Annotated in this window: 20 protein-coding genes; 12 read left to right on the top strand and 8 right to left on the bottom strand. The window is 71.9% G+C overall.

Annotated features, from left to right (window positions below; genetic code table 11):
- The first annotated feature begins 45 nt into the window (after nucleotides 1-45).
- Nucleotides 46-1,179, top strand: coding sequence for a zinc-binding alcohol dehydrogenase family protein (locus ABIA38_RS26060; protein WP_424641246.1), 1,134 nt, complete (start codon nucleotides 46-48; stop codon nucleotides 1,177-1,179).
- Nucleotides 1,180-1,350: 171 nt separating this feature from the next.
- On the opposite strand, the gene ABIA38_RS26055 is transcribed toward ABIA38_RS26060, so the two are convergent.
- Together ABIA38_RS26055 and ABIA38_RS26050 are read right to left on the bottom strand one after the other, a co-directional pair.
- On the bottom strand, nucleotides 1,351-2,850 hold the full coding sequence (locus ABIA38_RS26055; protein WP_424641245.1) for an FAD-dependent monooxygenase: 1,500 nt from the start codon (nucleotides 2,848-2,850) through the stop codon (nucleotides 1,351-1,353).
- 237 nt (nucleotides 2,851-3,087) lie between these two features.
- Nucleotides 3,088-3,510 (bottom strand): YjbQ family protein, encoded by a 423-nt coding sequence (locus ABIA38_RS26050; RefSeq protein ID WP_424641244.1) that lies wholly within the window; start codon nucleotides 3,508-3,510, stop codon nucleotides 3,088-3,090.
- Nucleotides 3,511-3,658: 148 nt separating this feature from the next.
- Between ABIA38_RS26050 and ABIA38_RS26045 the strand changes: the two genes are divergently transcribed.
- From ABIA38_RS26045 to ABIA38_RS26035, 3 genes are all read left to right on the top strand, one after another.
- Nucleotides 3,659-4,018, top strand: coding sequence for a winged helix-turn-helix transcriptional regulator (locus ABIA38_RS26045; RefSeq protein ID WP_424641265.1), 360 nt, complete (start codon nucleotides 3,659-3,661; stop codon nucleotides 4,016-4,018).
- A gap of 187 nt (nucleotides 4,019-4,205) precedes the next feature.
- A complete protein-coding gene (gene aroB / locus ABIA38_RS26040) occupies nucleotides 4,206-5,396 on the top strand; it encodes a 3-dehydroquinate synthase (RefSeq protein WP_424641243.1) in 1,191 nt (396 codons plus the stop codon).
- Nucleotides 5,389-6,336 (top strand): carbohydrate kinase family protein, encoded by a 948-nt coding sequence (locus tag ABIA38_RS26035; RefSeq protein WP_424641242.1) that lies wholly within the window; start codon nucleotides 5,389-5,391, stop codon nucleotides 6,334-6,336. The genes aroB and ABIA38_RS26035 overlap by 8 nt, the downstream gene beginning before the upstream one ends.
- Here ABIA38_RS26035 and ABIA38_RS26030 read toward each other — a convergent pair.
- The 3 genes from ABIA38_RS26030 to ABIA38_RS26020 all read right to left on the bottom strand — a co-directional run bounded on the left by ABIA38_RS26030 (nucleotide 6,302) and on the right by ABIA38_RS26020 (nucleotide 9,566).
- Nucleotides 6,302-7,456: a sugar phosphate nucleotidyltransferase gene (locus tag ABIA38_RS26030; protein ID WP_424641241.1), complete on the bottom strand. Its 1,155-nt coding sequence runs from the start codon at nucleotides 7,454-7,456 to the stop codon at nucleotides 6,302-6,304. The two genes, ABIA38_RS26035 and ABIA38_RS26030, sit on opposite strands and share 35 nt — an antisense overlap.
- Nucleotides 7,453-8,490 carry a sugar phosphate isomerase/epimerase family protein gene (locus tag ABIA38_RS26025; protein WP_424641240.1) on the bottom strand — a complete coding sequence of 346 codons (1,038 nt, stop codon included), beginning with the start codon at nucleotides 8,488-8,490 and terminating at the stop codon, nucleotides 7,453-7,455. The genes ABIA38_RS26030 and ABIA38_RS26025 overlap by 4 nt, the downstream gene beginning before the upstream one ends.
- A 155-nt stretch (nucleotides 8,491-8,645) precedes the next feature.
- Nucleotides 8,646-9,566 carry a BadF/BadG/BcrA/BcrD ATPase family protein gene (locus ABIA38_RS26020; protein ID WP_424641239.1) on the bottom strand — a complete coding sequence of 307 codons (921 nt, stop codon included), beginning with the start codon at nucleotides 9,564-9,566 and terminating at the stop codon, nucleotides 8,646-8,648.
- Between the two features lie 133 nt (nucleotides 9,567-9,699).
- Here ABIA38_RS26020 and ABIA38_RS26015 point away from each other — a divergent pair, with 133 nt between their 5' ends.
- The 7 genes from ABIA38_RS26015 to ABIA38_RS25985 all read left to right on the top strand — a co-directional run bounded on the left by ABIA38_RS26015 (nucleotide 9,700) and on the right by ABIA38_RS25985 (nucleotide 16,758).
- Nucleotides 9,700-10,986: an MFS transporter gene (locus ABIA38_RS26015; protein ID WP_424641238.1), complete on the top strand. Its 1,287-nt coding sequence runs from the start codon at nucleotides 9,700-9,702 to the stop codon at nucleotides 10,984-10,986.
- The gene (locus tag ABIA38_RS26010) at nucleotides 10,983-12,017 is read left to right on the top strand and encodes an SDR family oxidoreductase (RefSeq protein WP_424641237.1); all 1,035 of its coding nucleotides are present in this window, start codon (nucleotides 10,983-10,985) and stop codon (nucleotides 12,015-12,017) included. Before ABIA38_RS26015 ends, ABIA38_RS26010 begins: the two co-directional genes overlap by 4 nt.
- Complete coding sequence (locus ABIA38_RS26005; RefSeq protein WP_424641236.1) at nucleotides 12,017-13,453, top strand: trehalose-6-phosphate synthase; 1,437 nt, start codon at nucleotides 12,017-12,019, stop codon at nucleotides 13,451-13,453. Before ABIA38_RS26010 ends, ABIA38_RS26005 begins: the two co-directional genes overlap by 1 nt.
- Entirely contained in the window at nucleotides 13,446-14,750 is a 1,305-nt protein-coding gene (locus ABIA38_RS26000) for an aspartate aminotransferase family protein (protein ID WP_424641235.1), read from the top strand. Before ABIA38_RS26005 ends, ABIA38_RS26000 begins: the two co-directional genes overlap by 8 nt.
- The gene (locus ABIA38_RS25995) at nucleotides 14,747-15,763 is read left to right on the top strand and encodes an alcohol dehydrogenase catalytic domain-containing protein (RefSeq protein WP_424641234.1); all 1,017 of its coding nucleotides are present in this window, start codon (nucleotides 14,747-14,749) and stop codon (nucleotides 15,761-15,763) included. The genes ABIA38_RS26000 and ABIA38_RS25995 overlap by 4 nt, the downstream gene beginning before the upstream one ends.
- The gene (locus ABIA38_RS25990) at nucleotides 15,760-16,185 is read left to right on the top strand and encodes a PPOX class F420-dependent oxidoreductase (RefSeq protein WP_424641233.1); all 426 of its coding nucleotides are present in this window, start codon (nucleotides 15,760-15,762) and stop codon (nucleotides 16,183-16,185) included. The genes ABIA38_RS25995 and ABIA38_RS25990 overlap by 4 nt, the downstream gene beginning before the upstream one ends.
- Before the next feature lie 78 nt (nucleotides 16,186-16,263).
- Complete coding sequence (locus ABIA38_RS25985) at nucleotides 16,264-16,758, top strand: topology modulation protein (protein ID WP_424641232.1); 495 nt, start codon at nucleotides 16,264-16,266, stop codon at nucleotides 16,756-16,758.
- Nucleotides 16,759-16,767: 9 nt separating this feature from the next.
- Here the strand turns inward: ABIA38_RS25985 and ABIA38_RS25980 are convergent, their stop codons facing one another.
- From ABIA38_RS25980 to ABIA38_RS25970, 3 genes are all read right to left on the bottom strand, one after another.
- Complete coding sequence (locus ABIA38_RS25980; RefSeq protein WP_424641231.1) at nucleotides 16,768-17,301, bottom strand: Lrp/AsnC family transcriptional regulator; 534 nt, start codon at nucleotides 17,299-17,301, stop codon at nucleotides 16,768-16,770.
- A 116-nt stretch (nucleotides 17,302-17,417) separates the two neighbouring features.
- Nucleotides 17,418-18,815 (bottom strand): NAD(P)/FAD-dependent oxidoreductase, encoded by a 1,398-nt coding sequence (locus ABIA38_RS25975; RefSeq protein WP_424641230.1) that lies wholly within the window; start codon nucleotides 18,813-18,815, stop codon nucleotides 17,418-17,420.
- Between the two features lie 318 nt (nucleotides 18,816-19,133).
- Nucleotides 19,134-20,582, bottom strand: a complete 1,449-nt coding sequence (locus ABIA38_RS25970) for an aldehyde dehydrogenase family protein (protein WP_424641229.1) — start codon at nucleotides 20,580-20,582, stop codon at nucleotides 19,134-19,136.
- A gap of 279 nt (nucleotides 20,583-20,861) precedes the next feature.
- Here ABIA38_RS25970 and ABIA38_RS25965 point away from each other — a divergent pair, with 279 nt between their 5' ends.
- Nucleotides 20,862-22,364, top strand: a complete 1,503-nt coding sequence (locus ABIA38_RS25965) for an APC family permease (RefSeq protein ID WP_424641228.1) — start codon at nucleotides 20,862-20,864, stop codon at nucleotides 22,362-22,364.
- Nucleotides 22,365-22,507: the final 143 nt, after the last annotated feature.

Raw genomic sequence — 22,507 nt, 5'->3', positions numbered from 1 at the left:
GTTGTCATCTACTCGCCAGAAGCCTGGGTCCTGCGCTCCGGTGCGATGTCCGGCCCGCACACCGGCGGACCCGGCGGCGCGCTGCGCCGCGATCGGTTCGCCTTCGGCCCGCTGGAGGAGGGTGAGGCCCTGGTGGAGCCGATCCTCGGCTCCTGGGAGGCCAACATCGACCACGCGCTGGCCCGTTCACCGATCGACGTGTGCAGCAGCCGCGGCGAGGACGTGGTGGTCCTGGGCAACCTGGGCGTGGTGCGCGTGCTCAAGGTGAACGCGGGCAGCCGGGACGTGCGGGTCCGGGAGGGCGACCTGTGCCTGCTCATGCCGTTCGGCAAACTGGACCGCTTCGACTACGCCGAACTCGCCTACGCCTACGACGCCCCCGGCACCATCGGCCTGCTGGCCAAACGCACGAAGCTGGACGCCCGGCTGCTCCTGCCGATCCCGGCCGACACGGCCTACTCGCTGCCCCAATGGGCCTCGTACGGGCGGTACTTCACCGCCTGGGACAACTGGCACAAGGCGTACGGGTGTTGGCGCATGCAGGTCCCCGACGACGATCCGGCGAACCATCTGGTGTTCGGGTGGGGCGGCGGCGTGGCCTTCGCCGAACTGATGCTGGCCAAGCGGGCCGGGTTCCGGGTGGCGATGACGGCGGGCTCGGACGAACGGGTCGCCTTCCTGCGGGACAACGGCATCACCCCGGTGGACCGCCGCCGGTTCCCCGCCCTGTCGCTGCCCACCCGGGAGGAACGCACCGACCGGGACCGGCACCGGCGGCGGCGCAGCTCGGTCGAACAATTCCTGGGCCTGGTCGACGAACTCAGCGACGGCCACGGGGTGGCCGTCTTCGTGGACAACATCGGCGAGCCCCTGTACGACGTCACGCTGACCGCGCTGGCCCGCGAGGGGGTCGTCACCACGTGCGGTTGGAAGGCGGGGATGCGCCTGTCGCATCTGCGCGGGGCCGAGTCGATCGCCCGACACATCATGGTCAACACGCACGTATGGCGGATGCCGGACTCGCCGGGCATCCGCGACTTCCAGGAGGCCGAGGGCTGGATCGCGCCGGCGGGGTCGGACGTGATCTACGACTTCGACCGGGTGCCGGAGCTGGCCGACGACTACGCGAACGGCCGGATCGGGTCGTACTTCCCGATGTACCGGGTGAACCCACTCTGAACCGGCGGACGTTCGGCGCGAGCCGGGCGTCCCCCACCCCACGCGACGACGAGGCCGTCAAGACCACGACCGGGGGTCTTGACGGCCTTCGTCACGCCGGGCCCGAAGCGACCGGCGACATCGCGCGAGCCGGTCGTTTCGGGCGGTGCCTCACCTTTGCCCGGCGGTGCCTCACCCTCGCCGGGCGGGCCCGAACCAGGTGCCGAGGGCGGTCCGCAGCCCCGAGCGGTCGGGCGCGCCGGCACCGACCGCCCAGGCGACATGGCCGTCGGGACGGATCAGCACCGCCGCGGGAGCGGGAAACTCGCCGAGGGTCGGCACGGACCAGTGGTCGTCCTCGCTGCGCGCCTCGACGAGGTCGACCCGATCGGCCCAGCCCCGGGCGACCGCCGCCACGTCGGCGCTGCCGCGCAGGTCGAGCAGCACGGGACGGGCGGCGTGCAGCAGTTCGTAGACGCGGCCGGCGCCGTCGGAGGTCTTGAGGTCGGCGTCGGGAACCCGGCGGCCCACCAGTGGGTGCTTGCCCTCGATCGGGTACCGGATGTCCAGTGCGCTGATCATGCCGCGCAGATACCGGTTGACGTCGTCGGACACCATGAGCGCGCCGAACACCTCACGCAGCGCCTCCGTCTGGGCGCCGGGGCGGGCCAGGGCGGCCTGCGCCCGGGTGTTGGTCAGCACCCGCTCCCCGACCGGGTGGCGCTCGTCGTGGTAGCTGTCCAACAGGCGGTCCGGCGCCTGGCCGCGCACCACCGAGGCGAGCTTCCAGCCGAGGTTGACCGCGTCCTGCACGCCCACGTTCAGCCCCTGCCCACCGGCCGCGTAGTGGATGTGCGCCGCGTCGCCGGCGAGCAGCACCCGGCCCTGCCGATACCGGGCGGCCTGCCGGGCGGCGTCGCCGAACCGGGAGATCCACCTGGGGTTGCGCATGCCGTAGTCGGTGCCCGCGAGCCTGATCAGCGACTCCCGGAGTTGCTCGAGTGTGGCGCCCTCGTCGCGGTCCGCGACGTGGTCGTACTCGGAGGTGATCACCCGATGCCAGCCCGGCTCCAGGGCGAACGCCGAGAAGTGACCCTCCGGACAACGCCGCATGAAGATGAAGTCCTCGGGCAGATCCGGGATTTGCACGTCGCCGAGGAGCGCGGTCAGGGTCGCCGGAGTGCCGGGGAAGTCGATCTCCGCCAGCTTGCGCACCGTGCTGCGCCCGCCGTCGCAGCCCACGAGGTAGCGGGCGCGCAGCGTCACGGGGGCGGCCTCCGCCGTCCGGAGCTCGACCGCGACGCCGGTCTCGTCCTGGTGGATCCCGATCACCTCGGACGACCAGCGCACCCGCACACCGAGTTCGGCGGCCCACTCCTCCTGCACCCGCTCGATGGTGGACTGGGGGAGCTGCAGCGGGTGCGGGTGTCTGGACTCGAACCCGTCGAAGTCCAGCCAGAGCCCGGAGAAATGGCCCACCGGCGTCAGTTCGCCGACCGCCAGGAAACGTTCCAGGACGCCGCGCTGGTCCAGCACCTCCAGGGTGCGCGAGTGCATGCCGCCGGCGCGCGACTCGCCCGACCGCTCGGCGAGCCGCTCGACCACCACCACGTCGACGCCGGCCAGCCGCAGCTCGCAGGCGAGCATCAGGCCCGTCGGCCCGGCGCCCGCGATCACCACGTCCGTGTCCATGCCGGTATCTCCCACGCCGTTTTCCCCCTCGTCCCGCCGCGCCGCCAACCTCGGCAAATCACCTCCACGTTCACGGAGGTGGATCAGCCGGTCAAGACCACGTCGACATCGACGGGAGCAGGTCGCCGAACCCACCCTGTCCCGCCGGCGGGACGGTTTTGCGCCACCACTCCCAACCAACAAGATCCTTGGTGATCGGCGGTCGGTGATCGGCAGCCGACCCCGGGCGATCGCGGATCAGCCCAGGAAGGTCAGCCGTACGGTCCGCTCGGGGTTGTCCACATTGGTGTCCGCCATCGTCACCGACTGCCACGTGCCCAGCGCGAGTACGCCGCCGGTCACCGGCAGCGTCGCGTGCGCCGGCACCAGCGCGGGCAACACGTGATCGCGGCCGTGTCCGGGGCTGCCGTGCCGATGCCGCCGGCGGTCGTCGGCCGGCAACAACTCGGCCGGCGTCGCGAGCAGATCCTCGTCGCTGCCCGCGCCGACCTCCAATACCGCGACGCCGGCCGTGGCATGCGGGACGAATACGTTCAACAACCCGTCCCGACCGTCGGCCACCTCGGCCAGGAACCCGGCGCACGACCCGGTGAGGTCGTACACCCGCTCCCGCCGCCCGGTGCCGACCCGGATAACCCGCGATGCGGTGCGCTCACTCATGCCACCATGCTCGCGCATTCCTTTGCCTTCGGCCGAATGCGTACCGACAATATGGAGCAGTACCTACCTGTCGGTAAGGATCGGTAAGGGTCGACATGGAGAGGGGACGCGCGTGGCTCGGCGTTATCAGTGCGGTCTCGACGCCGCCATGGATGTCATCGGCGGCAAGTGGAAGGCGTTGATCCTGTGGGCGTTGCACGTCGAGGAGCGGCGCTTCGGTGAGTTGCGCCGGGCGGTGCCCGGGATCAGCGAGAAGATGCTGATCCAGCAGTTGCGCGAGATGGAGGCCCGGGGAATCGTGCACCGCGAGGTGTTTCGCGAGGTCCCGCCCAAGGTGGTCTACTCGCTGACCCCGCTCGGCCAGTCGCTCAACGACGCGTTGTTGCCGCTGGGGGTGTGGGGCCACGACCACGTCGAGCAGATCGCCGCGACCGCGCCCGCGACACCGGGCACGCCGGATACTCCGGATACGCCGGGCACGCAGGACCCGGCCCGGCCCGCCGCGTAGGCCATTTCCGGGCGAAGTTTCCGGAATTGGCGAATGCCCGGATTGACACCGGACCGATCTGCTATCCCGCGCGGACACACTCTGGGTGCGTCGTTGTTGACTTTTCGTAGCGCTCGCCGTAAGTATTTCGGCAGCGAATATCCGGATTGTCTGCGACGTCTTCGTTGAGCCGCCGGGGTGTGAATATATGACCGAATACGTCCGAGTGTCCGAACAGTTGGCGTTGCCGCGCGGTCCGGTCGACCCGATCATGGCCTCCGCCCGGCGACACGACACCTATCCCGTGCACGTCTGCCTCGACGAGGACACCGCGCTGGCCCGGCTGCGGGCCGAGATCGACGGCCGCCGGGTGGCCCTGGTCACCGACGACACCGTGTTCGCGCTGCACGCGCGCCGGCTCGCGGAGCGACTGGCGGGGACCGGACTGGACGTGGTCGCCACCTCCTTCCCGGCCGGCGAGGCCAGCAAGAGCCTGCGCACCGCGAGCACGCTGCTCGACTGGCTGGCCGGCACCTCGCTGGCCCGCCGCGACATCGTGCTCGCGGTCGGCGGCGGCGTGGTGATGGACACCGTCGGCTGGGTGGCCAGCGCGTACATGCGCGGCCTGCCATACATCAACGTGCCCACCACGCTGCTCGCCCACGTGGACGCCGCGCTCGGCGGCAAGGTGGCCATCGACCACCCCTCGGCGAAGAACCTGATCGGCGCGTTCTACCAACCCCGGGCGGTGGTCTCCAATGTCGGCTACCTGGCCACCCAGGACCCGCGCGGACTGCGGGCCGGCCTGGCCGAGGCGATCAAGACCGGGATCATCGCCTCCCCCGAGCTGTTCGCGCTGATCGAGCGCCGGCACCCGGCGATCCTGGCCGCCGACCCGATCCCCACCGCCGCCCTCGTGCACGCCTCCAGCGTGCTCAAGTGCCGCCTGATCGCCCGCGATCCGTACGAGCGGGACCTGCGCCGGCCGCTGAACTTCGGGCACACCATCGGCCACGCGGTGGAGACCGCGACCGGCTACGGCCCGGTGCTGCACGGCGAGGCGGTCGCGTTCGGGATGGCCTGCGCGGCCCGGATCGCCGAACGTCGAGGGCTGCTCGACCCGGCCCTGTGCACGCGGGTGACCGAACTCCTGGACCGGGTACGGCTGCCCACCACGCTCGCCGCGCTGGCCGCGCCGCTCGACCCGGCGTCCACCATCGCGGCGCTCGACCAGATCCGCAAGATCCGGGACGGCCGGCTGCGTTTCGTACTGCCCACCGCGCTCGGCGAGACGGTGATCACCGACGATGTGACCGACGCGGAGATCCACGCCGCGCTCGTCGTCTGCCCCGCCGCCGAGGTCAGCCTCGCCCGCGCGCACGGAGGCACCGATGGCTGAGCCGGCCGAGCCGGCTGTGTCGGACGCGTTGGACGCGTTGGACGCGTTGGACGCGCTGGACGTGTTCGTGATCGGCGGGGTCGGCGTGGACATCATCGTCCGGGTGCCCGAACTCCCGTTGCCGATAAGCGATGTGAAGGTGCCGCCGATCCGGCAGTACGTGGCGCACACCGGCAATGGGGTGGCCCTGGGCTGTCGGGCGCTGGGCCTGCGCACCCACTTCGCGGCGGTGCTCGGCGCCGATCCGGAGGCGGACTTCATCCTGGCGCACTACACGAAGCTGGGCCTGTCCTTCGCGCACGTCACCGATCCCGCCGGCACCCCGCGCAGCGTCAACCTGGTCGGCCCGGACGGCGAACGGTTGTCCCTGCACGACAGCCGACTGCCCGCGGACCTGGTCGTCGACCCCGAGTTGTATCGCCCCGCGCTCGCCCGCACCCGGCACGCGCACATCTCCATCGGCGGCTGGTCCCGGCCCGCACTCGCCGAGGCGATCGAGGCCGGCGTGTCGATCTCGACCGACCTGCACGGGTGGGACGGGAAGGACCCCGCGCGGGCCGACTTCGCCTATGGCGCCGATCTGGTGTTCACGTCCACCAACCGGCTCGGCGACCGGGTCGAGGAGGCCGCGCGGGACCTGCTCGCCCGGGGCCGGGCCGAGGTGGTGGTCGCGATGGCGGGCGGGCGCGGCAGCTATCTGGCGCTGCCGGACCAACCACTGCGCCACGTACCGGCGTTGGCGATGCGGGCGGACGAGGTGGTGGACACCAACGGCGCCGGGGACAGCTACGTCTCGGGCTTCCTGTACGCCTACCTGGCCGGGCGCGACTGGGCCGCCTGCGCGGCGGCCGGGACGTACGCGGGGGCGCACGCGGTCCGGACCGCCGGGACCCATACGTCGTTCATCACGGCGGAGGAACTCGACCGTGCGCTCTCCTGACCGGGTCGGGGGACACGTCGCGGGACGGCTCGGCAGGCGGGCCGGCGGTGTCGGTCGGCGGCAGGATCCCGGTCGGGGTGACGATCGTTTCCCGAACCGTAGTGCCGGCCGTGACCACGGCCCCGGGCAGGACCACCGAGCGCAGTACGGTCGCCCCCGGCTCGATGTGCGCGCCCGCGTGTACGACGCTGTGTTCCACGTGCGCCTGCGGTGGTATCGCGGCGCCGAGGAGACTTCCGTCGACGTATCTCGGATATCCGTCCGGCAGGCCCGCAAGGGTACGCGGAAGCAGCTCGGCCGGCATCGGGTGCGGCCGGTCGAGCAGGCGCAGTTGCTCGCCGTGATAGCGCTCCACGGTGCCGATGTCCGCCCAGTAGTCGGTCACCTGATACGCCGTCACCCGCCGGCCGGCGGCGATCATCGCGGGCAGTACGTCGCGGCTGATGTCGTGCTGCCAACCCGCCGCACCCCGGGCCGCCAGGCCGTCCAGCACCTCGCGCAGCGCGTCGATCCGGAATACGCAGAACGCGGTGAAGACCAGGTCCGAGGTCGGCCGCGCGGGCTTCTCCACCAGCGCCCGGACCCGGAACTCGGCATCCGTCTCGACCATGCCGAACAGGTGCACATAGCGGCGCTCGATCCGCTGCACGCCGATCGTGCAGTCCGCGTTCGCGGCGCGGTGCGCGGCGACCATCGGCGCATAGTCGAACACGTAGACGTGGTCCGCGTGTTGGATCAGCAGATCGCGCGCGCCCGGGGCGAACAGATGGGCCGCGTTGGCGAGCAGCGCGTCGGCGGTGCCGCGTTCGGCGGGGCGCTCGGGCAGGATCGCCCCGGGCCCGCTCCGGGCGATCGCGTCGTGCGGGCCGAAGTGCAGCCGGGTGCCCGGGTGTTCGTCCCAGTGCGTGACCAGGTGTCGGATCAGGTCGGACTCGCGGTGCTGGGAGAGCAGGACCAGTTCGGGCAGGCCGGAGCGGATCGCGTTGGCGATGCTGAAGTCGACCAGCCGGCACGAGGCGGCGTAGGGCACCAGGGGCTTGCAGGCGTGCGCGGTGAGCGGGCCGAGTCGTTCGCCGAGGCCGCCGGCGAGCAGGCCGCCGCGTACTCCGTCGAGCGTCACCAGGTACGCCCCGGGACGGCGCCGGCGGGTAGCAACGTGCGCAGCAGCGCGAGCGAGTTGGCGATGCCCTGCTCCGTCGGCAGCAGGGCGTCCTCGTGTTCCACGTAGATCACTCCCCGGTAGTCGTCGTCGAGCAGCGCGGCCACGATGGCCGGCCAGGGCAGATCACCCGCGCCGAGCGCGCGAAAGCGGGTCGCCGGCCCCGGGCCGTAGCGCGACCAGCCCGCGCCGCGCGGCGGTTCGGTGCCGGACCAGCGCTGGAGGTCCTTGGCGTGTACGGCCACCAGGCGGTCGCCCCAGCCGCGCATCGCGGCCACCGGGTCGTGTCCGGTCGCGGCGAGGTTGGCCGGGTCCAGGCACAGGCGAACACCGCTCACCGCCGAGAGCAGTGCTCTCGCGCTGGGCGGGTCATAGGCGACCTGCTTGGGGTGCGGCTCGAACACCACCCGCACCCCCACATCGCCCGCCAAGGCCACGATCGGCCGCACGGCCGACACCCAGGCGTCCACGTTGTCCTGCCAACTCACCACACTGCCCGGCCAGGACAACCAACGCGCCAGATCGGGCACCCCCAGCATCACCCGCGCCAGCGGCGCCCCCACCCCGGCCGCGAACCGCACGGTGTCCAGCGCGGCCCGCATCCCGTAGTCCCGCTTGGCCTCGGCACTCCCGACGAACACCGAATCGGTATGCGCCCCATGCGGCCCGAGCACCAGCTGAGTGTCCCGACTGTTGCTCACACAACCGATCTCCACACCGACCGCCGCACACGACTCACGCACCGCACGCACCGCGCGCTGCCCGGCCGGATCACCCGCCCGGGCGGCATCGACCAGCCCGAACACCCGGTCGACCGGCAGATCCACCACCCCGACCCCCGCCCGCCGAGCCGCCCGCAACGCCCCGTCCAGGCCGAGCGGCGCCAACGCGGCCAAACACACCCCGAGCCGAACAGGCCCGCTCCCGGCGGCAATCCGGGCCCCGACCTCGGCCCCGGCCCCGGTCTCACTCTCGGCCCCGGTCTCGGGAGCCATCCCGGCCACGGCAGCGACGCCGTTTCCGTTCGCCGACGTCGGGCGCCCGGCCCGCCGGGCCCTGCGCTCGCGTCGCGCGCCGCCGGGCGCCCCCGGCTCGTTCGGTCGTCCCTCCGCCATCGGCGTTCCCCCTCGCTGGGCCGCGGATCGGGATGTCACACGCTGCGGGTATGTGCCCAACCCTTGGGCGGTGAACCCTCGTTCGCCGACAGTGCGGCGTACACCGCGCGGACCGGATCGGTCAGTACGGTCGGTGGTTCGGCCGCGCCGAGTTCGTCGACGATCCGCCCGGCCAACTCGGCCGCGTACGCCGGACACCCCCGGAACACCCCGCCGTTGAGCACCGCCCGCCAGGCCCCGGTCAGGCCGGCCGCGTCCCGTGCCGCCCGGACACCTGCGACCAGGTCGTCCAGGGCGCCCCGGACCACCTCGTCCGCCACCGCGTCGCCCGCCTGCCAGGCCGCGCACACCTCGGGCGCGAGCGCCGCCACCGGGGCCTTCGGAAACGGCTCGGCGGCCAGCCGGCGGGCGAGTTCGCGCGGACCCGGCTCGGCGAACAACACGGTCGGCCGCCCGCGCCCGTCCACCCCGCGCACCGCCGCCCGCAACCCCGCCTCGCCGAGCGCGTACGCGCTGCCCTGGTCGCTGCCCAGATACTCACACCCGCCGATCACCACGGGCGGCCCGGCATCCGCGCCCGCGCTCGCCACACACGCCGAACCCGTGCCGGCCACCACCACCACGCCCCGCCCGGACAGCGGCGGCGCAAGCAGCAGCGGCGGTACGTCCCCGGAGATCACCAACCGCCCCACCAGGCCCTGTTCGCGCGCCAGCGCGGCCAGCCGGTCCAATTCCTCCGGCGCGGTGTCCATGGTGATCGTCGAACTCGCCAACCACCCGACCGACGGCGCCCCGCCCAGGTCCGAGGCGATCTCCGACAACAACTGCACGAGCGTCTGCTCGGCCGGCACCGCGCCGGCCGAGGCCGGATTGACCGACCCGCGCGTGTACCGGATCGAGTCGAGCACCACGGCCGTGGTGTGCGTGCCGCCGGCGTCGATCGCCCAGTACGCCACAGTCGAAAACCTCCGCAGTCAGTCGAAATCGAACTCCGCCGGTCACGCTACCGGTGCCGGTAGCCGGCCGAGGGTAGTGGTCGGGCAGTACGGTGGACGACACTCTCGGTCACCCATCACGGACGGAGTGTCGATGCGGCACGGCGGCGGTGTCCTCGGGCTGGTCGCCCCGGCGACGAGTTGGGGGCTGTTCTGGGGCGGCTGGGCCGCGCTGATCCCCACCCTCCAGGACGAACTCGGCCTGGACGACCGGCAACTGGGCCTGGCGCTATTCGCCGTCCCGGTCGCAGCGGTACCCGCGATGCTCGGTACCGGGACGCTCGCCCGGCGCCTCGGCCGGCGCACCCTCCCATTGGTGACCGCCGGGTTCGCGGTCGGCACGCTCGCGGTCGCGGCGGCCGATGCACGCTGGTCGTTCGCCGCCGCGCTGCTCCTGATCGGCGCGGCCAGCGGTGCCATCGAGGTGGCGCTGAACGCCGGTACGGCCGCGCGCGAGGCCCGGACCGGCGAGCGGTTGTTCCACCGGGTCCAGGCGGCCACCCCGCTGGCCATGGTGCTCGCCGCGCCGGCGGTCGGCCTGGCGCTGCGACTGGACGTGTCCGCCCGGGCGATCCTGGTGGTGATCGCCGTACTGGTCGGACTCAGCGCGATCCCGGCCGTCGACCGGGACCCGACGCCGGAGCCGACTGCGGACCCGGAGCCGGAGCACGCCTCACCCACGCCCGAGCGCGCCGGCCGCCGACTGCTCGTCGCGCTGCTCGTGGTCGGCGCCGTCGGCGGCACCGTGCTGCTGATGGAGAACACCGTCGAGCAGTGGGGCGCCATCCAGCTCACCGGCCTGGGCGCCGGCTCCTTCCTCGCCGCGTGCGGTCCGGCCGCCTACATGGCGGGCCTGGCCACCGGCCGGCTGCTCGCCCAGTGGCGCGGCGAACGGGTCGGCGACCGCACGCTGATCGTGCTCGGCGGCGCGCTCGGCGGCCTCGGCCTGGCCGTCGCGGCGGCGGCCTGGTCCACCGCGACCACCGTGGCCGGCTTCGCGCTCGCCGGCATCGGCCTGGCCCCGGTGGTGCCCACGCTGCTCGCCGCGACCGGCCGCGTGGTCGGTCCGGCGCGGCGTCCGCAGGCCATCTCGATCGTCACCACGGTGTCCTACGCCGGCTTCCTGGGCGCCCCGCCACTGGTCGGCACCCTGGCCGGGCACCTGGGTCTGGGCACCGTCCTCGGCATCGTCGCGCTGTGCGGGGTAATGGTCATGACGGGCAGTCAGGCACTCCGCCTGCTCCCGGCCGGCGAACGCCCCACCGACCGCCCCACCGACCGCCCCGGCCCACCCCCCGACCGGGACACCCCGGACCGGCCGCACCACCCGCACCACCCGAGCGGCCCGACCACCCCGCACGAGAAGGGAGTTCCCCGATGACCCGGGTCCTGGTATTCGGATCGGGGTACATAGCCGGCCACGTCGGCACCCGGCTGACCCGCCTCGGCCACGGCGTCGTACTCGGCTCGCGCCGCAGGCCCGGCACGCCGGAGACCCGGGGGCTGCGCTGGCTCCCGGTCGACGTGGCCGATCCGGGCCAAGTCCGCACCGTCGTCGACGCGGTCCGCCCCGACGCGGTGGTGGCCGCGCACGGCCCCTCGGACATCACGTGGTGCGAGGCCGATCCGGCGGGCGCGGCCGGGGTACACGCCGCCGGCGCCCGACACGTGGTGGCCGCTCTCGCCGGTCGTACCGCGCGGGCCGTGTTGATCTCCACGGACAACGTGTTCCCCGGCAACGCGGACAGCTGTACCGAATCCGATCCGACCGCGCCCGCCAACGCCTACGGCCGGGCCAAACTCGCCGCCGAGGCCGCCTATCTGGCCGGGACCGACGCACTCGTCCTGCGGGTCAGCCTGGTCTACGGCTGGGATCGGACCGGATTGCGGCCCAACTTCTTCACCACCTGCGCCGAACGCCTGGGCGCGGGCGCCCCGGTCGCGGTGCCGGACGGGCATTGGAACACGCCGGTGTTGATCGACGACGTGGCCGCCTGGACCACCGCGCTGCTCGACTCGCCGCACACCGGCGTCGTGCACCTGGGCGGGCCGCGCCGGCTCTCCCGGGTGCAGTGGGCCCGGCACATCGCGGCGGGCTACGGCGTGGATCCCGCGCTGGTGACCGCCGTTCCGCAGGGGGACACCGCGTACGCGTGCCGCCCGCGCAACGCCTGCCTGCGCAGCGAACGCGCCGCGCACCTGCCCGAGTTGCGCGGCCTGGCCCCGATCGACGTATTCGCCGCCGACACCGCGCTGATCGGCGCGGTCGGCACCCCGGCCACCCTCGACACTTCCACCGTTGCGGACACTTCAGCCGTTCCCGGCACCTCAGCCGTTCCCGGCACCTCAGCCGTCCTCGACGCCTCAGCCATCCTCGACGCTTCAGCGATCCTCGGAAGGGACCAGCCCTGATGGACCGTCATCTGTTCCTGGCCAGCAAGCGCGCCGCCGTCAGCTTCGCCCCCGATCCGGACAGTGGGGCGCTGCGGCCGTGGCTCGCACCGGGCGGCACCGGCAATGTGGTCGCCGAGCAGGCGGGGGTCCTGGACGTGACCTGGATCGCCAGCGCCGACACCGACGACGACCACCGGGCGGCCCGGGAAAACCCGGATGGCCTGGAGCTGCGGCTGCGTTCGGGCCGCGACATCCGGGTCAGACTGCTCCGACACGACCGTGAGACCTTCGAGGTGGTGCAGAACTTCCTCACCGCGCAGCTGATGTGGGCGGCGAACAACTACGGCTGGGACCGGTGGACGACGCCGACCTTCGGCCCCGAGACCCATGCCGCGCTCGACCGATTCGCCGAATTCACCGAGGACTTCGCCGGCGCGCTGCTCGCCGACTCGGCCGATGTCGCGGACCCGGTCTACCTGGTCCACGACTACCAACTCGTCGGCGTACCGGCCCGGTTGCGCGCGGTCCGGGCGAACGCGCCGATCCTGCTGTTCGTGCACATCCCGTGGCCGTCCGCCGACTACTGGCGGATCCTGCCCAAGGCGATGCGGGTCGGCCTGCTCGAAGGCATGTTGCCCGCGACCACGATCGGCTTCTTCGCCGAGCGCTGGTGCCGCAACTTCCTGGACTGCGTGGCGGATCTGATCCCCGACGCCGAGGTGGACCGGGATGCGGGCGTCGTGCACTGGCGGGGCCGGCGGACCGGGGTGCGGACGATGCCGCTCGGCTACAGCCCCCTCGCCCTGGAGGCGGACCACCCGCGCCTCCCGGACGGGATCGCCGAGTGGGTCGGCGATGCCCCGCTGGTCGTGCACAGCGGCCGGACCGATCCGATGAAGAACGCCGAACGTGCGGTGCGGGCCTTCGTGTTGGCCCACCGTTCGGATCCGCGGGTGCGCGGCTCGCGGCTGTTGATCCGGATGAATCCGAACCGGCTCTACGTCGAGGCGAACGCGGACTACACCCGGCGGGTGGACTACGCGATCGCCGAGGCGAACGCCGAACTGGGCCCGGACACCGTGCGGGTGCACTGCGACAACGAGGTCGAGCACACCATCGGCTGCTTCCGCCGGGCCGATGTACTGATCTTCAACTCGACCGTGGACGGCCAGAATCTGAGCACGTTCGAGGCCCCCCTGGTCAACGAGCGCGACGCGGACGTGATCCTGTCCGAGATGTGCGGCGCGGCCGAGATCCTCGGCCCGGTCTGCCGCACGGTCAACCCGTTCGACCTGGTCGAGCAGGCCGAGGCGCTGGTCGCCGCGCTGACCGCGACCGCCCCGGAGCGCGCGGCGGCGGCCGAACGGCGGCGCAAGGTGGCCGAGCCATGGACCCTGGAGGCGTGGGTACGCACCCAGTTGGAGCGGCTGGACGCGGATCACCGCGATGCCTGAGTCGGCGGCGCCGGACCCGGCGCAGGTCGCACAGGTCGCGCAATACCGGTTGGGCGACACGGTGTTGGTGCGCGGCGAGGGGATCCGCACGTGGGACGCCGCCGGCCGGGAATACCTGGACTGCGTGTCCGGGACGTTCAACCTGGTCCTCGGGCACAACCACCCCGAGGTGATGGCGGCCGTGCGCGCGCAGACCGAGGAACTGGTGTTCGCCGCCTCGTCGTTCCGCACCGAACCCACCGACCGGCTGATGCGCGACCTGGTCGACCTGGCGCCGGCCGGCCTCACCCGGGTGAACCTGCGCAGCAGCGGCGGCTCGACCGCGAACGAGGGTGCGATCAAGATCGCCCAGCTCCACACCGGGCGGCGCGATGTGATCGTGCCCTTTCGGGGTCATGTCGGCCAGACCATCGCGGCCACCGGATACAACGGCAGCAGCCGGATGCGGGCACCGTTCCCGGCCTCGGGGGTCGGCGCGTTGCACGTGCCCGATGCGTACTGCTTCCGCTGTTTCTACCGACAGACCCCGGACACCTGCGGCATGTTGTGCGTGAGCCGGATCGAGGACTTCATCACCTACGCCAGTTCCGGGAGCGTCGCGTGTGTCCTGATCGAGCCGATCAGTGGGATGGGCGGCAACATCGTGCCACCGCCCGGGTATTTCCCGGCCCTTCGGCAACTGTGCGACGAGCACGGGATCGTGCTGATCTTCGACGAGATCCAGACCGCGTTCGGGCGCACCGGGGAGATGTTCGCGGCCGACCACTTCGGCGTCGTGCCGCACATGATGACCGTCTCGAAGGGGCTGACCGGCAGCGGTCTGCCGCTCGCCGCGATTTTGACCGAGGAGCGGATGGCCGACTGGGACCGCTCGCTGCACGGCTTCACCTACGGCGGTCACAACCTGGCCGCCGCGGCGGCGGTCAAGACGTTGGAGATCGTCCGCCGGCCGGACTTCCTGCCCAATGTGCGCCGGGTCGGCGCGATCCTGACCGAGCGCCTGCGGGACCTCCAGCGTGAGTATCCGATGCTCGGCGACGTGCGCGGGCCGGGCCTGATGCTGGGCGTCGAAGTGGTCCGCCCGGACGGCGGCAAAGCGCCCGAGCTGGCCGGTGCGTTCCAGCGCGGCCTGCACGAGCGGGGCGTGCTGACCCGGGTGTCCGAGCACGGCCTGGGCAATGTGATCGAGCTGCGCCCGCCACTGATCCTGACCCCGGCCGACGCGCACCTGATCGCGGACCGGTTCGGGGAGGCGTTGGCGGCGCTGCCGGTCGCCCGCCCGGACCCCGTCCGGTGAGGGTCGAACTGGGCCCGGACGGCCCGCTGTTGCGCCGCGAACGGCCGCACTGCCCGGCGGGCGAACATCGGGTCCGGATCCGGGTCGACCTGGCCGGGGTGTGCCGCTCGGACCTCAAGGAGGTGGCCCGCGAGCGGCCGGGCCCGAGTCAGTTCGGCCACGAACTCGTGGGCGTGGTCCGCGAGTCCACGCTCCCCCGGGCGCTGCCCACCGGCGCCCGGGTGGCGCTCGACCCCAACGTGCCACTGGCTCGCACCACCGGCTTCGCGACCGAGATGTACGCCGCCGGGCCGGCCGCCCTGCTGATCACCGCATTCCCCCGGATCCCGGCCGAACTACCCTCCCGCCAGGCGATCTTCGCCGAGCCGCTCGCCTGCGCCGAGCACTGTGTCGCGGCGCTGACCCGGCATGCCGGTAGGCCGCTGCGCGGCAGGCGAATCGTGGTGCTCGGCGCGGGCGCGGCCGGCCTGCTGATCGCCCGCCTTGCCGAACGGGCGGGCGCCGACGTCGTCTTGGCCAACCGCAGCCCGGACCGGGCCGAGTTCCTGCGCGCCCGGGGCTTCGAGGTACACCCCATCGCGGCGCTGCCCGCCTCGGCCTTCGCCGCCGCCGTGGTGGCCACCAGCTTCGTCCGCCCGGACGTACTGACCGCAGCCCTGGGCGTGCTGGTCCCGGGCGGCCTGGCGCTGCTCTACGGCGGCACCGCGCCGGGCGACCGACTCCCGGGCCTGGCCTGCGATCTGGACCTGATCCGGCGCGCCGAACAGGCCGCCCACACCACCTGGGCGGAGCGTCCGGTCACCGTGGCCGGCAGCTACGGCACCACCCCCGTCGACTTCACCGCCGCCCTGGCCGCACTGCCCGAGCTGCCGGTCGAACGGCTGATCACCGCCGAGATCGGCCTCCCCGAACTCCCGGCCGTACTACGCGCCCAGGTCGCCGGCCGCCCACTGGGCAAGACCCTCGTGCGACCCAGCACGCCCGGCGGCCCGGTCGTAGGATCCCGGTCATGACGACTCCCGCTCCCTCGATCTCCCTCAACGACCCCGCCCGCAGGCTCCTCGACGCGCCGCACTCGGCCGTGTTGGCCACGATCAACAAGGACGGCAGCCCGCAGACCTCGGTGGTGTGGGTCGGCCGGGACGGTGACGACGTGCTGATCTCGTCCCAGGCCGGCCGACTCAAGGACCGCAACCTGCGCCGCGACCCGCGCGCGAGCCTGACCGTCTACGATCCCGCCGACCCCGAGGTCTACGTCGAGATCCGCGGCACCGCCACGATCACCGACGACACGGACCGCGAACTCGCCGTCGCCCTGGCCGAGAAGTACGAGGGCGCCGGCGCCGGCGAGGAATATCTGGCGCTGCCCCCGGAGTCGGTCCGGATCGTCATCCGGATCACCCCGACCCGGCTCACCGGCACCGCGGTGGCCTGACCCATCTCGGCCCAATATGTGGCAAATTCCCGGTAATGCCCGCACGCGGCCGAAGCCGCCTCCGTAGGCTGCGAGACCATGCACAAGATCGTCGTCGTCGGAGTGGGCGAAACCGGCCGGACCGGATTGGCCGACGCGCTCGGCAGCCGGCTCGGCCTGCCCGTCACCCACCTGGACACCCTGTACCACCGCGAGGACCGATCGACGGCCCCCGCCGAGGAGTTCGCCGACGCGCAACGCGCTCTGGTCGCCGGGCCGGGCTGGATCCTGGCGGGCAACTACGCCGCGACGCTGGCGATCCGGCTGGTCGCGGCGGACACCGTGGTGTTCCTGGACATGAACCCGACCGCCGCGGTCACCGGCATCCTGGCCCGCCGCCGGCACCCCGAACCGGGCGACCACGACCGGCTCAACCAGGGCGTGTTGCGCCCGGTGCTCGCATATCGGCACGCGGTCCGACCGCGCGTGCGCCGGTTGATCGCCGAGCATGCCGGCCCGGACACGGCGGTACACGTGTTCACCACCCGCCGCGCCGCCGACCGCTGGCTGGCCGGCCTCCCCGCCGCGTCCTGAGCTCGGCGGTCAGCGGTTGTCGCGCTGGTCCAGGCCCGAACCCGGCGGTATCTCCGGCGAGTCGAGCAGCGAGGACTCGACCCCACCCACGCCCCAGCCGTACGCGAGCTTGTGCACTTCCAGGACGAAGAACGAATCCGTCGACAGCACCCCGTCGATCAGCAGCAGCCGCCGATTGAGCAGATCGGTGAAGTGGTCGGTGTCCCGGCAGATCACCTCGACCATCACGTCGTACTGGCCGGCGACCATCACCACGTAGGAGGTCTCCGGCAGTTCGCGCAGTTCGCGGCACACCTCACGGGCACTGCCCGGCCGGACCCGCATGCCGATCATCGCGAGCCGATCGAAGCCGATGGTCAGCGGATTGGCGATGCCGACGATCTGCAGCGTCCCGCTCTCCTCCAGGCGTTGCACCCGGTAGCGCACCGAGGACGCCGGGATGCCCAGGTCCTCGGCGATCTGCTTGTAGGCGCGCCGGCCGTCGGCCTGCAGGATGGCGATGATGCGCCGGTCGATGTCGTCCAGCGGCCCAACAGGGGTCATGCGGCTGCTCCGGATGTGCTGCGGCGCCGGGTCGGGCGCGGGGTCTGCCTGGTCCTGCTCTCCGGTGGCCATCCTCCCCTGTCCCGCCCGCCCTTCGGGACCACCACCCGCCCGGTTCACGAGTCGAAGCCCAGACCGAGCCGGTCCAGCGTGCGCAGCCACACGTTGCGACCACCGTGCGCGTCCTCGCGGGCCATCGACCAGCGGGTGGCCTGGATGCCGACCCAGCGCGCGGGCTCGGGCGGGAACGGGATCGGCTTGCGCTTGATCATGGCCAGCTCGGTACGCTCCGACCGGGTCCCGGCGAGCAGGTCGAGCACCACCTCGGCGCCGAACCTGGTGGCCCCGACGCCCAGTCCGGTGAAGCCGAGCGCGTAGCCGACCCGGCCGCCGGCGGCGGTGCCGGCGAACATGCAGAACCGGGTGGTCGAGTCGATCACCCCGCCCCACGCGTGCGAGAAGGCGACGTCGGCCAGCGCCGGGAAGGTCGCGGCGAACTGCTCGGCCAGCACGTCGAATGTCTCCGGACGCTGGGTCAGCGCCTCGTCGACCCGGCTGCCGAAGTGGTAGATGGCGTCGTAACCGCCCCACAGGATGCGGTTGTCGGCGGTCTTGCGCACGTAGTGGAACTGGTTGCCCGCGTCGGTGACGCCGTGCTCCCCGGTCCAGCCGATCTCGGCGAGCTGATCGTCCGTCAGCGGCTCGGTGGTGAGCGCGTAGTCGTACACCGGGATCATGCTCAGCCCGAGTCGGCGCAGCAGCGGCGGGAAGACGTTGGTGGCCAGCGCCACCCGCCGGGCGGCGACCACGCCATACGCCGTGGTCAGCCGGACCCGATCGGCGGGCTTGGTGTCGAGCGCGGTGACCTCGGTCCGCTCGACGATCCGCACCCCGGCGTCCAGGCACGCGCGGCGCAGCCCCCACACCAGTTGGGCGGGGTCCAGGAGTGCGTAGTCCGGCTGCCATACGCCCGCCGACCACAGCGGCGAGTCGATGTAGTCACGGAGGGCGTCCCCTGCCAAAAACTCGGCCTTCTCACCATGCCGATTCGCCACGGGAACGGACGCGCGCAACGCCTCGGTCTGCCACGGGGTGGCAGCGACCGCGACCTTGCCGGTGCGGGCGAAGCCGCACTCGATGCCGTGCGTGTCGAGGTCACGTTCGAACGCGTCCAGGTTCTGCGCGCCGAGGCGTTGCAGGGTGTCGATCTCGTCCGGCCAGCGCTGCAGCCCGTTGGCCAGGCCGTGGGTGAGGCTGGGCGAGCAGAACCCACCGTTGCGCCCGCTGGCGGCGTGCCCGCAGGTGCCCTGTTCGAGGACCAGCACATCGCGGCCGGGATCACGCTGCTTGGCGATGAGCGCGGTCCACAGCCCGGTGTACCCACCACCGACCACGGCCAGATCGGTGGTGGTATCACCGATCAGCCGCGGCAACGGCGCAGGATGCTCGGGCCGATCCAGCCAAAACGGCGTCTGCGCCGTCATACCCAAGGCGGAACGGTGGCTGTGGGTCATGCGTGGTCCCTACGGGGTCGTGGCCGAATACGTTGCACTTGGCCGACATGCGGCCGCTTTTGGCCTCAAACGCCGGCCGGGCTCCTTGGCCTCAAACGCCGGCCGGGCTGCTTGGCCTCAAACGCCGGCCTGGCTATCTGGCCTCAAGCGCCGGCCGGGCTATTCATCTCCACCCGAGCCAAACCCAGCCCGGCCGGCGTTTGAGGCCAAGTAGCCCGGCCGGCGCTTGAGGCCACCTCGGCCGGAGGCCGGGTCGAATCAGCCCGGCCGGCGTTTGAGGCCAGAGTCAGCCCGTCCGGCGATTGAGGACGGCCAACCTCAGAGGTTGATCACACCCGTCCGAAGGTCGGACATGTCCAGCAACGTGTGCTTGCCACCGATCCGACCCCACCCGGTCCCCCGGTTACCGGCCCCGCCGAACGGCATGTTGACGTCCCAGAAACACGTGCTGTCGTTGACCACGACCTGCCCGACCGCCATCTCCTCGACGAACCGGTACGCCGCCCGCATGCTGCTCGTGAAGACCGCACCCTGCAGGCCGAGCTTGTCGTCGTTGGCCAACCGCAGCGCGTCGTCCTCGTCCGCCGCCGTGATGATCGGCACGACCGGCCCGAACGACTCCTCGCGCGAGAGCAGGCTGTCCACCGGCACCCGGTCCACCACGGTGAACTCGTAGTACAGGTCGGTCGGCATGCCTTCCCGGCGCTTGCCGCCGAGCAACACCTGAGCGCCCCGCTCGTGCGCGTCCGCGATGTGCCGGTCCATCTTCGCGGCGACACCCTCGTTGTTCAGCGAGCCCAGGTTGGTCGCGGCGTCGAACGGGTCGCCGAGCACCACGTCCTGCGCCGCCCGCAACACCGCGGCCACGAACGCGTCGTGTACCTCGTCCACCACGATCACCCGCTCGGTGGCGCAGCAGACCTGCCCGGCACACAGGTACGCGCCGTAGACCGCGGCCTTCGCCGCCGCGTCCAGGTCGGCATCGGCAAGCACGACCAGCGGGCCGTTGCCCGAGCACTCCATGATCGAGCGCTTGAGCCCGGCCGCGGCCTGGATCTTGGCCCCGGTCGCCGAGGACCCGATGAAGCCGATCGCGTCGATCCCCGCGTGCCGCACCAGCGCGTCACCCGTGGCGCCCTCGCCCGGCAGGATGTTGATCAGGCCCGCCGGCACCCCGGCCGCGACGAACGCCTCCATCGCCTTGAGCACCGTCAGCGGCGTGTTGGCCGGCGGCTTGACCACGTGCGCGTTGCCCGTGGCCAGGCCCGGCGCGACGAACTCGGCAAGCATCAGCAGCGGGAAGTTCCAGGGGGTGATGATGCCCCACGTGCCGACCGGCGCGTAGAAGGTCCACATCCGCTTGGTGCCGTCGGTGGAGGGCATCGTCTCGCCGTGCAGCCGGACCGCGTCCTCGGCGTGCAGGTGGAACAGCTGCGCGGCCTCCTCGATGTCGGCGACCGACTCGGCGAGCGGCTTGCCCTGCTCCAACGTCTGGAGGCGGGCCAACTCGTCGACCCGCTTGGTGATCTCGTCGCCGATCCGGTGACACAACTCGGCGCGCTGCCAGACGTTGACCTTGGCCCACGCGCGCTGCGCGGTGTTGGCGGCGGCGACGGCCCGGTCCAGGTCGGCGGCGGTGGGCACCGGGATCGTGGCGACGTACTCGCCGGTGACCGGGCTGACCACGTCGTAGCCCTCGGCGCCGGAGCCGTCGACATAGGCGCCGTTGATGAAGAACTGGTGGCGGGCGGGGCCGTTGCTGCTCATGCGGGGGGTTCCCTCTCTGTCCTCGGGCGGCGTGTGCTCAGACTTCATCAGCAACTTTGACCTGTCAATAGGTCTCAATGAGCAACTTCCACAGGTCTCATTTGTCGAATGAACAAAGACGAACCCTTGACGTGGTCGAAAACTCGCATCTATAACAGGGCCATCAGCAGGGCCGACGACGACGCCGACAGCGGCGCCTCAGGGCCCGCGCCCCCTCCTCCAAGCGGCCGTCCCCCGGGCACACCCACCGGCCGCTCCCACCCCGCGAAGGGGAAACGTATGTCCGCAGCACCTCGGCCGGCCGCTCCCGGCTCGACCGCCGCCACCTCCGCCACCTCTGCCTCTGCCTCTGCCACCGGCTCCGCCGGCTCGGCAGCCAACCCGCCCGCGCTCGCGAAGAAGATGCGCTGGTACGACGGCTTCGCGATGTCCCTGACCATGCCCGCCGCGCTGATCGCCTCGCTCGGCGCCTCGATCGGCGGCCTCGGCGCGTGGGGCGCCATCGCGCTGTGGGCCGGCTCGATGGTCCTGGCCACGATCGCCAACTGGATCTACACCGAGCTGGCCGCGATGTTCCCCGAGTCGTCCGGCGGCATCGCGCACTACGCGACCGAGGGTTGGAAAAAGCGCGCGCCGTTCGTCGGCCCGCTGGCCAGCATCGGCTACTGGTTCCCGTGGACCACCGCACTGTCCGTATACGCGGGCATCATCGGCTCGCTGGTCCAGGCCCAGTGGTTCCCGGGCCAGGACTGGTCGGTGAACCTGGACATCGGCAGTTGGCACATCGCCGAGTTGTCCTTCCCGATCGTGGTCGGCCTCGCGGTGATCGTGCTGCTGTTCGGCGCCGCGATGTTCGGGCTGCACGTGGCGATGTGGGTCGTCTACGTCACCGGCGGCATGCTGCTCGTCCCGCTCGCCGTGTTCATCGTGCTGCCGTTCGCCAGTGGCGACTGGAGCGCGAGCAACCTGCACTGGAACCTGCACGGCGCGGCGGGCATCCGCGAATCGCTGGTCTGGCTCTACGTGATGGCCTGGACCTCGTTCGGCGTCGAGGTGTGCGCGACGTTCGCGCCGGAGTACAAGGACACCGTCAAGGACACCTCCCGGGCACTGCGCGCCGGCGTGCTGTTCTCCCTCGGCGTGTTCATCCTGCTGCCGCTGGCGCTGGCCGGATACGTCGGTGAGGACACCATCGCGCTCGACCCGACCACGTTCTACGTCGGCGCGTTCAACGACCTGGTGGGCGGCGCGGCCGACCTGATGGTGGTCTTCCTGATCGCATCCCTCCTGCTGATCATGATCACCGGACTGGCCGACGGTTCGCGGGTGCTCTACAACATGGGCAAGGAGGGCACCACGATCAAGCAGGTCGGCGTGCTCAACAAGCGCGGCGTGCCGGCCCGGGCGCTGCTGATCGCGCTCGTGGTCAACATGGTGATCCTGATCGCGCTGCAGACTCCGCTGGCGATCATCGTGACCGGCAACCTGGGCTACATCCTGACCCACATCCTGGCCATTTCCGGCTTCGCGATGTTGCGCAAGGACCGCCCGGACATGGCCCGCCCGATCCGACTGCCGAACTTCTTCGTGCCGCTGGCCTGGTTGCTGGCCGCGTTCCTGACCGTGGTTCTGGTCGTCGGCGCGACCGGCTTCTCCATCACCGGCTACGGCGGCTACAAGGAACTGGGCGTCGCCTGCGGGGTGTTGGTGGTCGGTGTGGCGTTGTGGCTGTACCGGACCAGGGTCCAGGATCCACGCGACGCGGCGGCCGAGACCCGCTGACCGTTCCCGCCTACGCACATGGGGTCACCGCGCGAATCGCGGTGACCCCTTTGCATATGGCGGTGACCGTGGACGGCGGCGAACCGCTCGCCCTGGACCTGTGACTGCACCGGCGCCTGCCGGCAACAGGCCGAGCGGCGAAT

The organism is Embleya sp. AB8 (assembly GCF_049739465.1).
Lineage (GTDB): Bacteria > Actinomycetota > Actinomycetes > Streptomycetales > Streptomycetaceae > Embleya.
This window is presented reverse-complemented; position numbering and strand designations above follow the sequence as displayed.

Coding starts and splice junctions, on each gene's coding strand:
- ABIA38_RS26035 (WP_424641242.1), top strand. CDS start 5,389: ATGGCTGAGCCGGCCGAGCCGGCTGTGTCGGACGCGTTGGACGCGTTG.
- ABIA38_RS26015 (WP_424641238.1), top strand. CDS start 9,700: ATGCGGCACGGCGGCGGTGTCCTCGGGCTGGTCGCCCCGGCGACGAGT.
- ABIA38_RS26025 (WP_424641240.1), bottom strand. CDS start 8,490: ATGGCTCCCGAGACCGGGGCCGAGAGTGAGACCGGGGCCGGGGCCGAG.
- ABIA38_RS26060 (WP_424641246.1), top strand. CDS start 46: ATGTCCGGCCCGCACACCGGCGGACCCGGCGGCGCGCTGCGCCGCGAT.
- ABIA38_RS25965 (WP_424641228.1), top strand. CDS start 20,862: ATGTCCGCAGCACCTCGGCCGGCCGCTCCCGGCTCGACCGCCGCCACC.
- ABIA38_RS26055 (WP_424641245.1), bottom strand. CDS start 2,850: ATGGACACGGACGTGGTGATCGCGGGCGCCGGGCCGACGGGCCTGATG.
- ABIA38_RS26010 (WP_424641237.1), top strand. CDS start 10,983: ATGACCCGGGTCCTGGTATTCGGATCGGGGTACATAGCCGGCCACGTC.
- aroB (WP_424641243.1), top strand. CDS start 4,206: ATGACCGAATACGTCCGAGTGTCCGAACAGTTGGCGTTGCCGCGCGGT.
- ABIA38_RS25980 (WP_424641231.1), bottom strand. CDS start 17,301: ATGACCCCTGTTGGGCCGCTGGACGACATCGACCGGCGCATCATCGCC.
- ABIA38_RS26045 (WP_424641265.1), top strand. CDS start 3,659: ATGGATGTCATCGGCGGCAAGTGGAAGGCGTTGATCCTGTGGGCGTTG.
- ABIA38_RS25990 (WP_424641233.1), top strand. CDS start 15,760: ATGACGACTCCCGCTCCCTCGATCTCCCTCAACGACCCCGCCCGCAGG.
- ABIA38_RS26005 (WP_424641236.1), top strand. CDS start 12,017: ATGGACCGTCATCTGTTCCTGGCCAGCAAGCGCGCCGCCGTCAGCTTC.
- ABIA38_RS25985 (WP_424641232.1), top strand. CDS start 16,264: ATGCACAAGATCGTCGTCGTCGGAGTGGGCGAAACCGGCCGGACCGGA.
- ABIA38_RS25975 (WP_424641230.1), bottom strand. CDS start 18,815: ATGACCCACAGCCACCGTTCCGCCTTGGGTATGACGGCGCAGACGCCG.
- ABIA38_RS25970 (WP_424641229.1), bottom strand. CDS start 20,582: ATGAGCAGCAACGGCCCCGCCCGCCACCAGTTCTTCATCAACGGCGCC.
- ABIA38_RS26050 (WP_424641244.1), bottom strand. CDS start 3,510: ATGAGTGAGCGCACCGCATCGCGGGTTATCCGGGTCGGCACCGGGCGG.
- ABIA38_RS26000 (WP_424641235.1), top strand. CDS start 13,446: ATGCCTGAGTCGGCGGCGCCGGACCCGGCGCAGGTCGCACAGGTCGCG.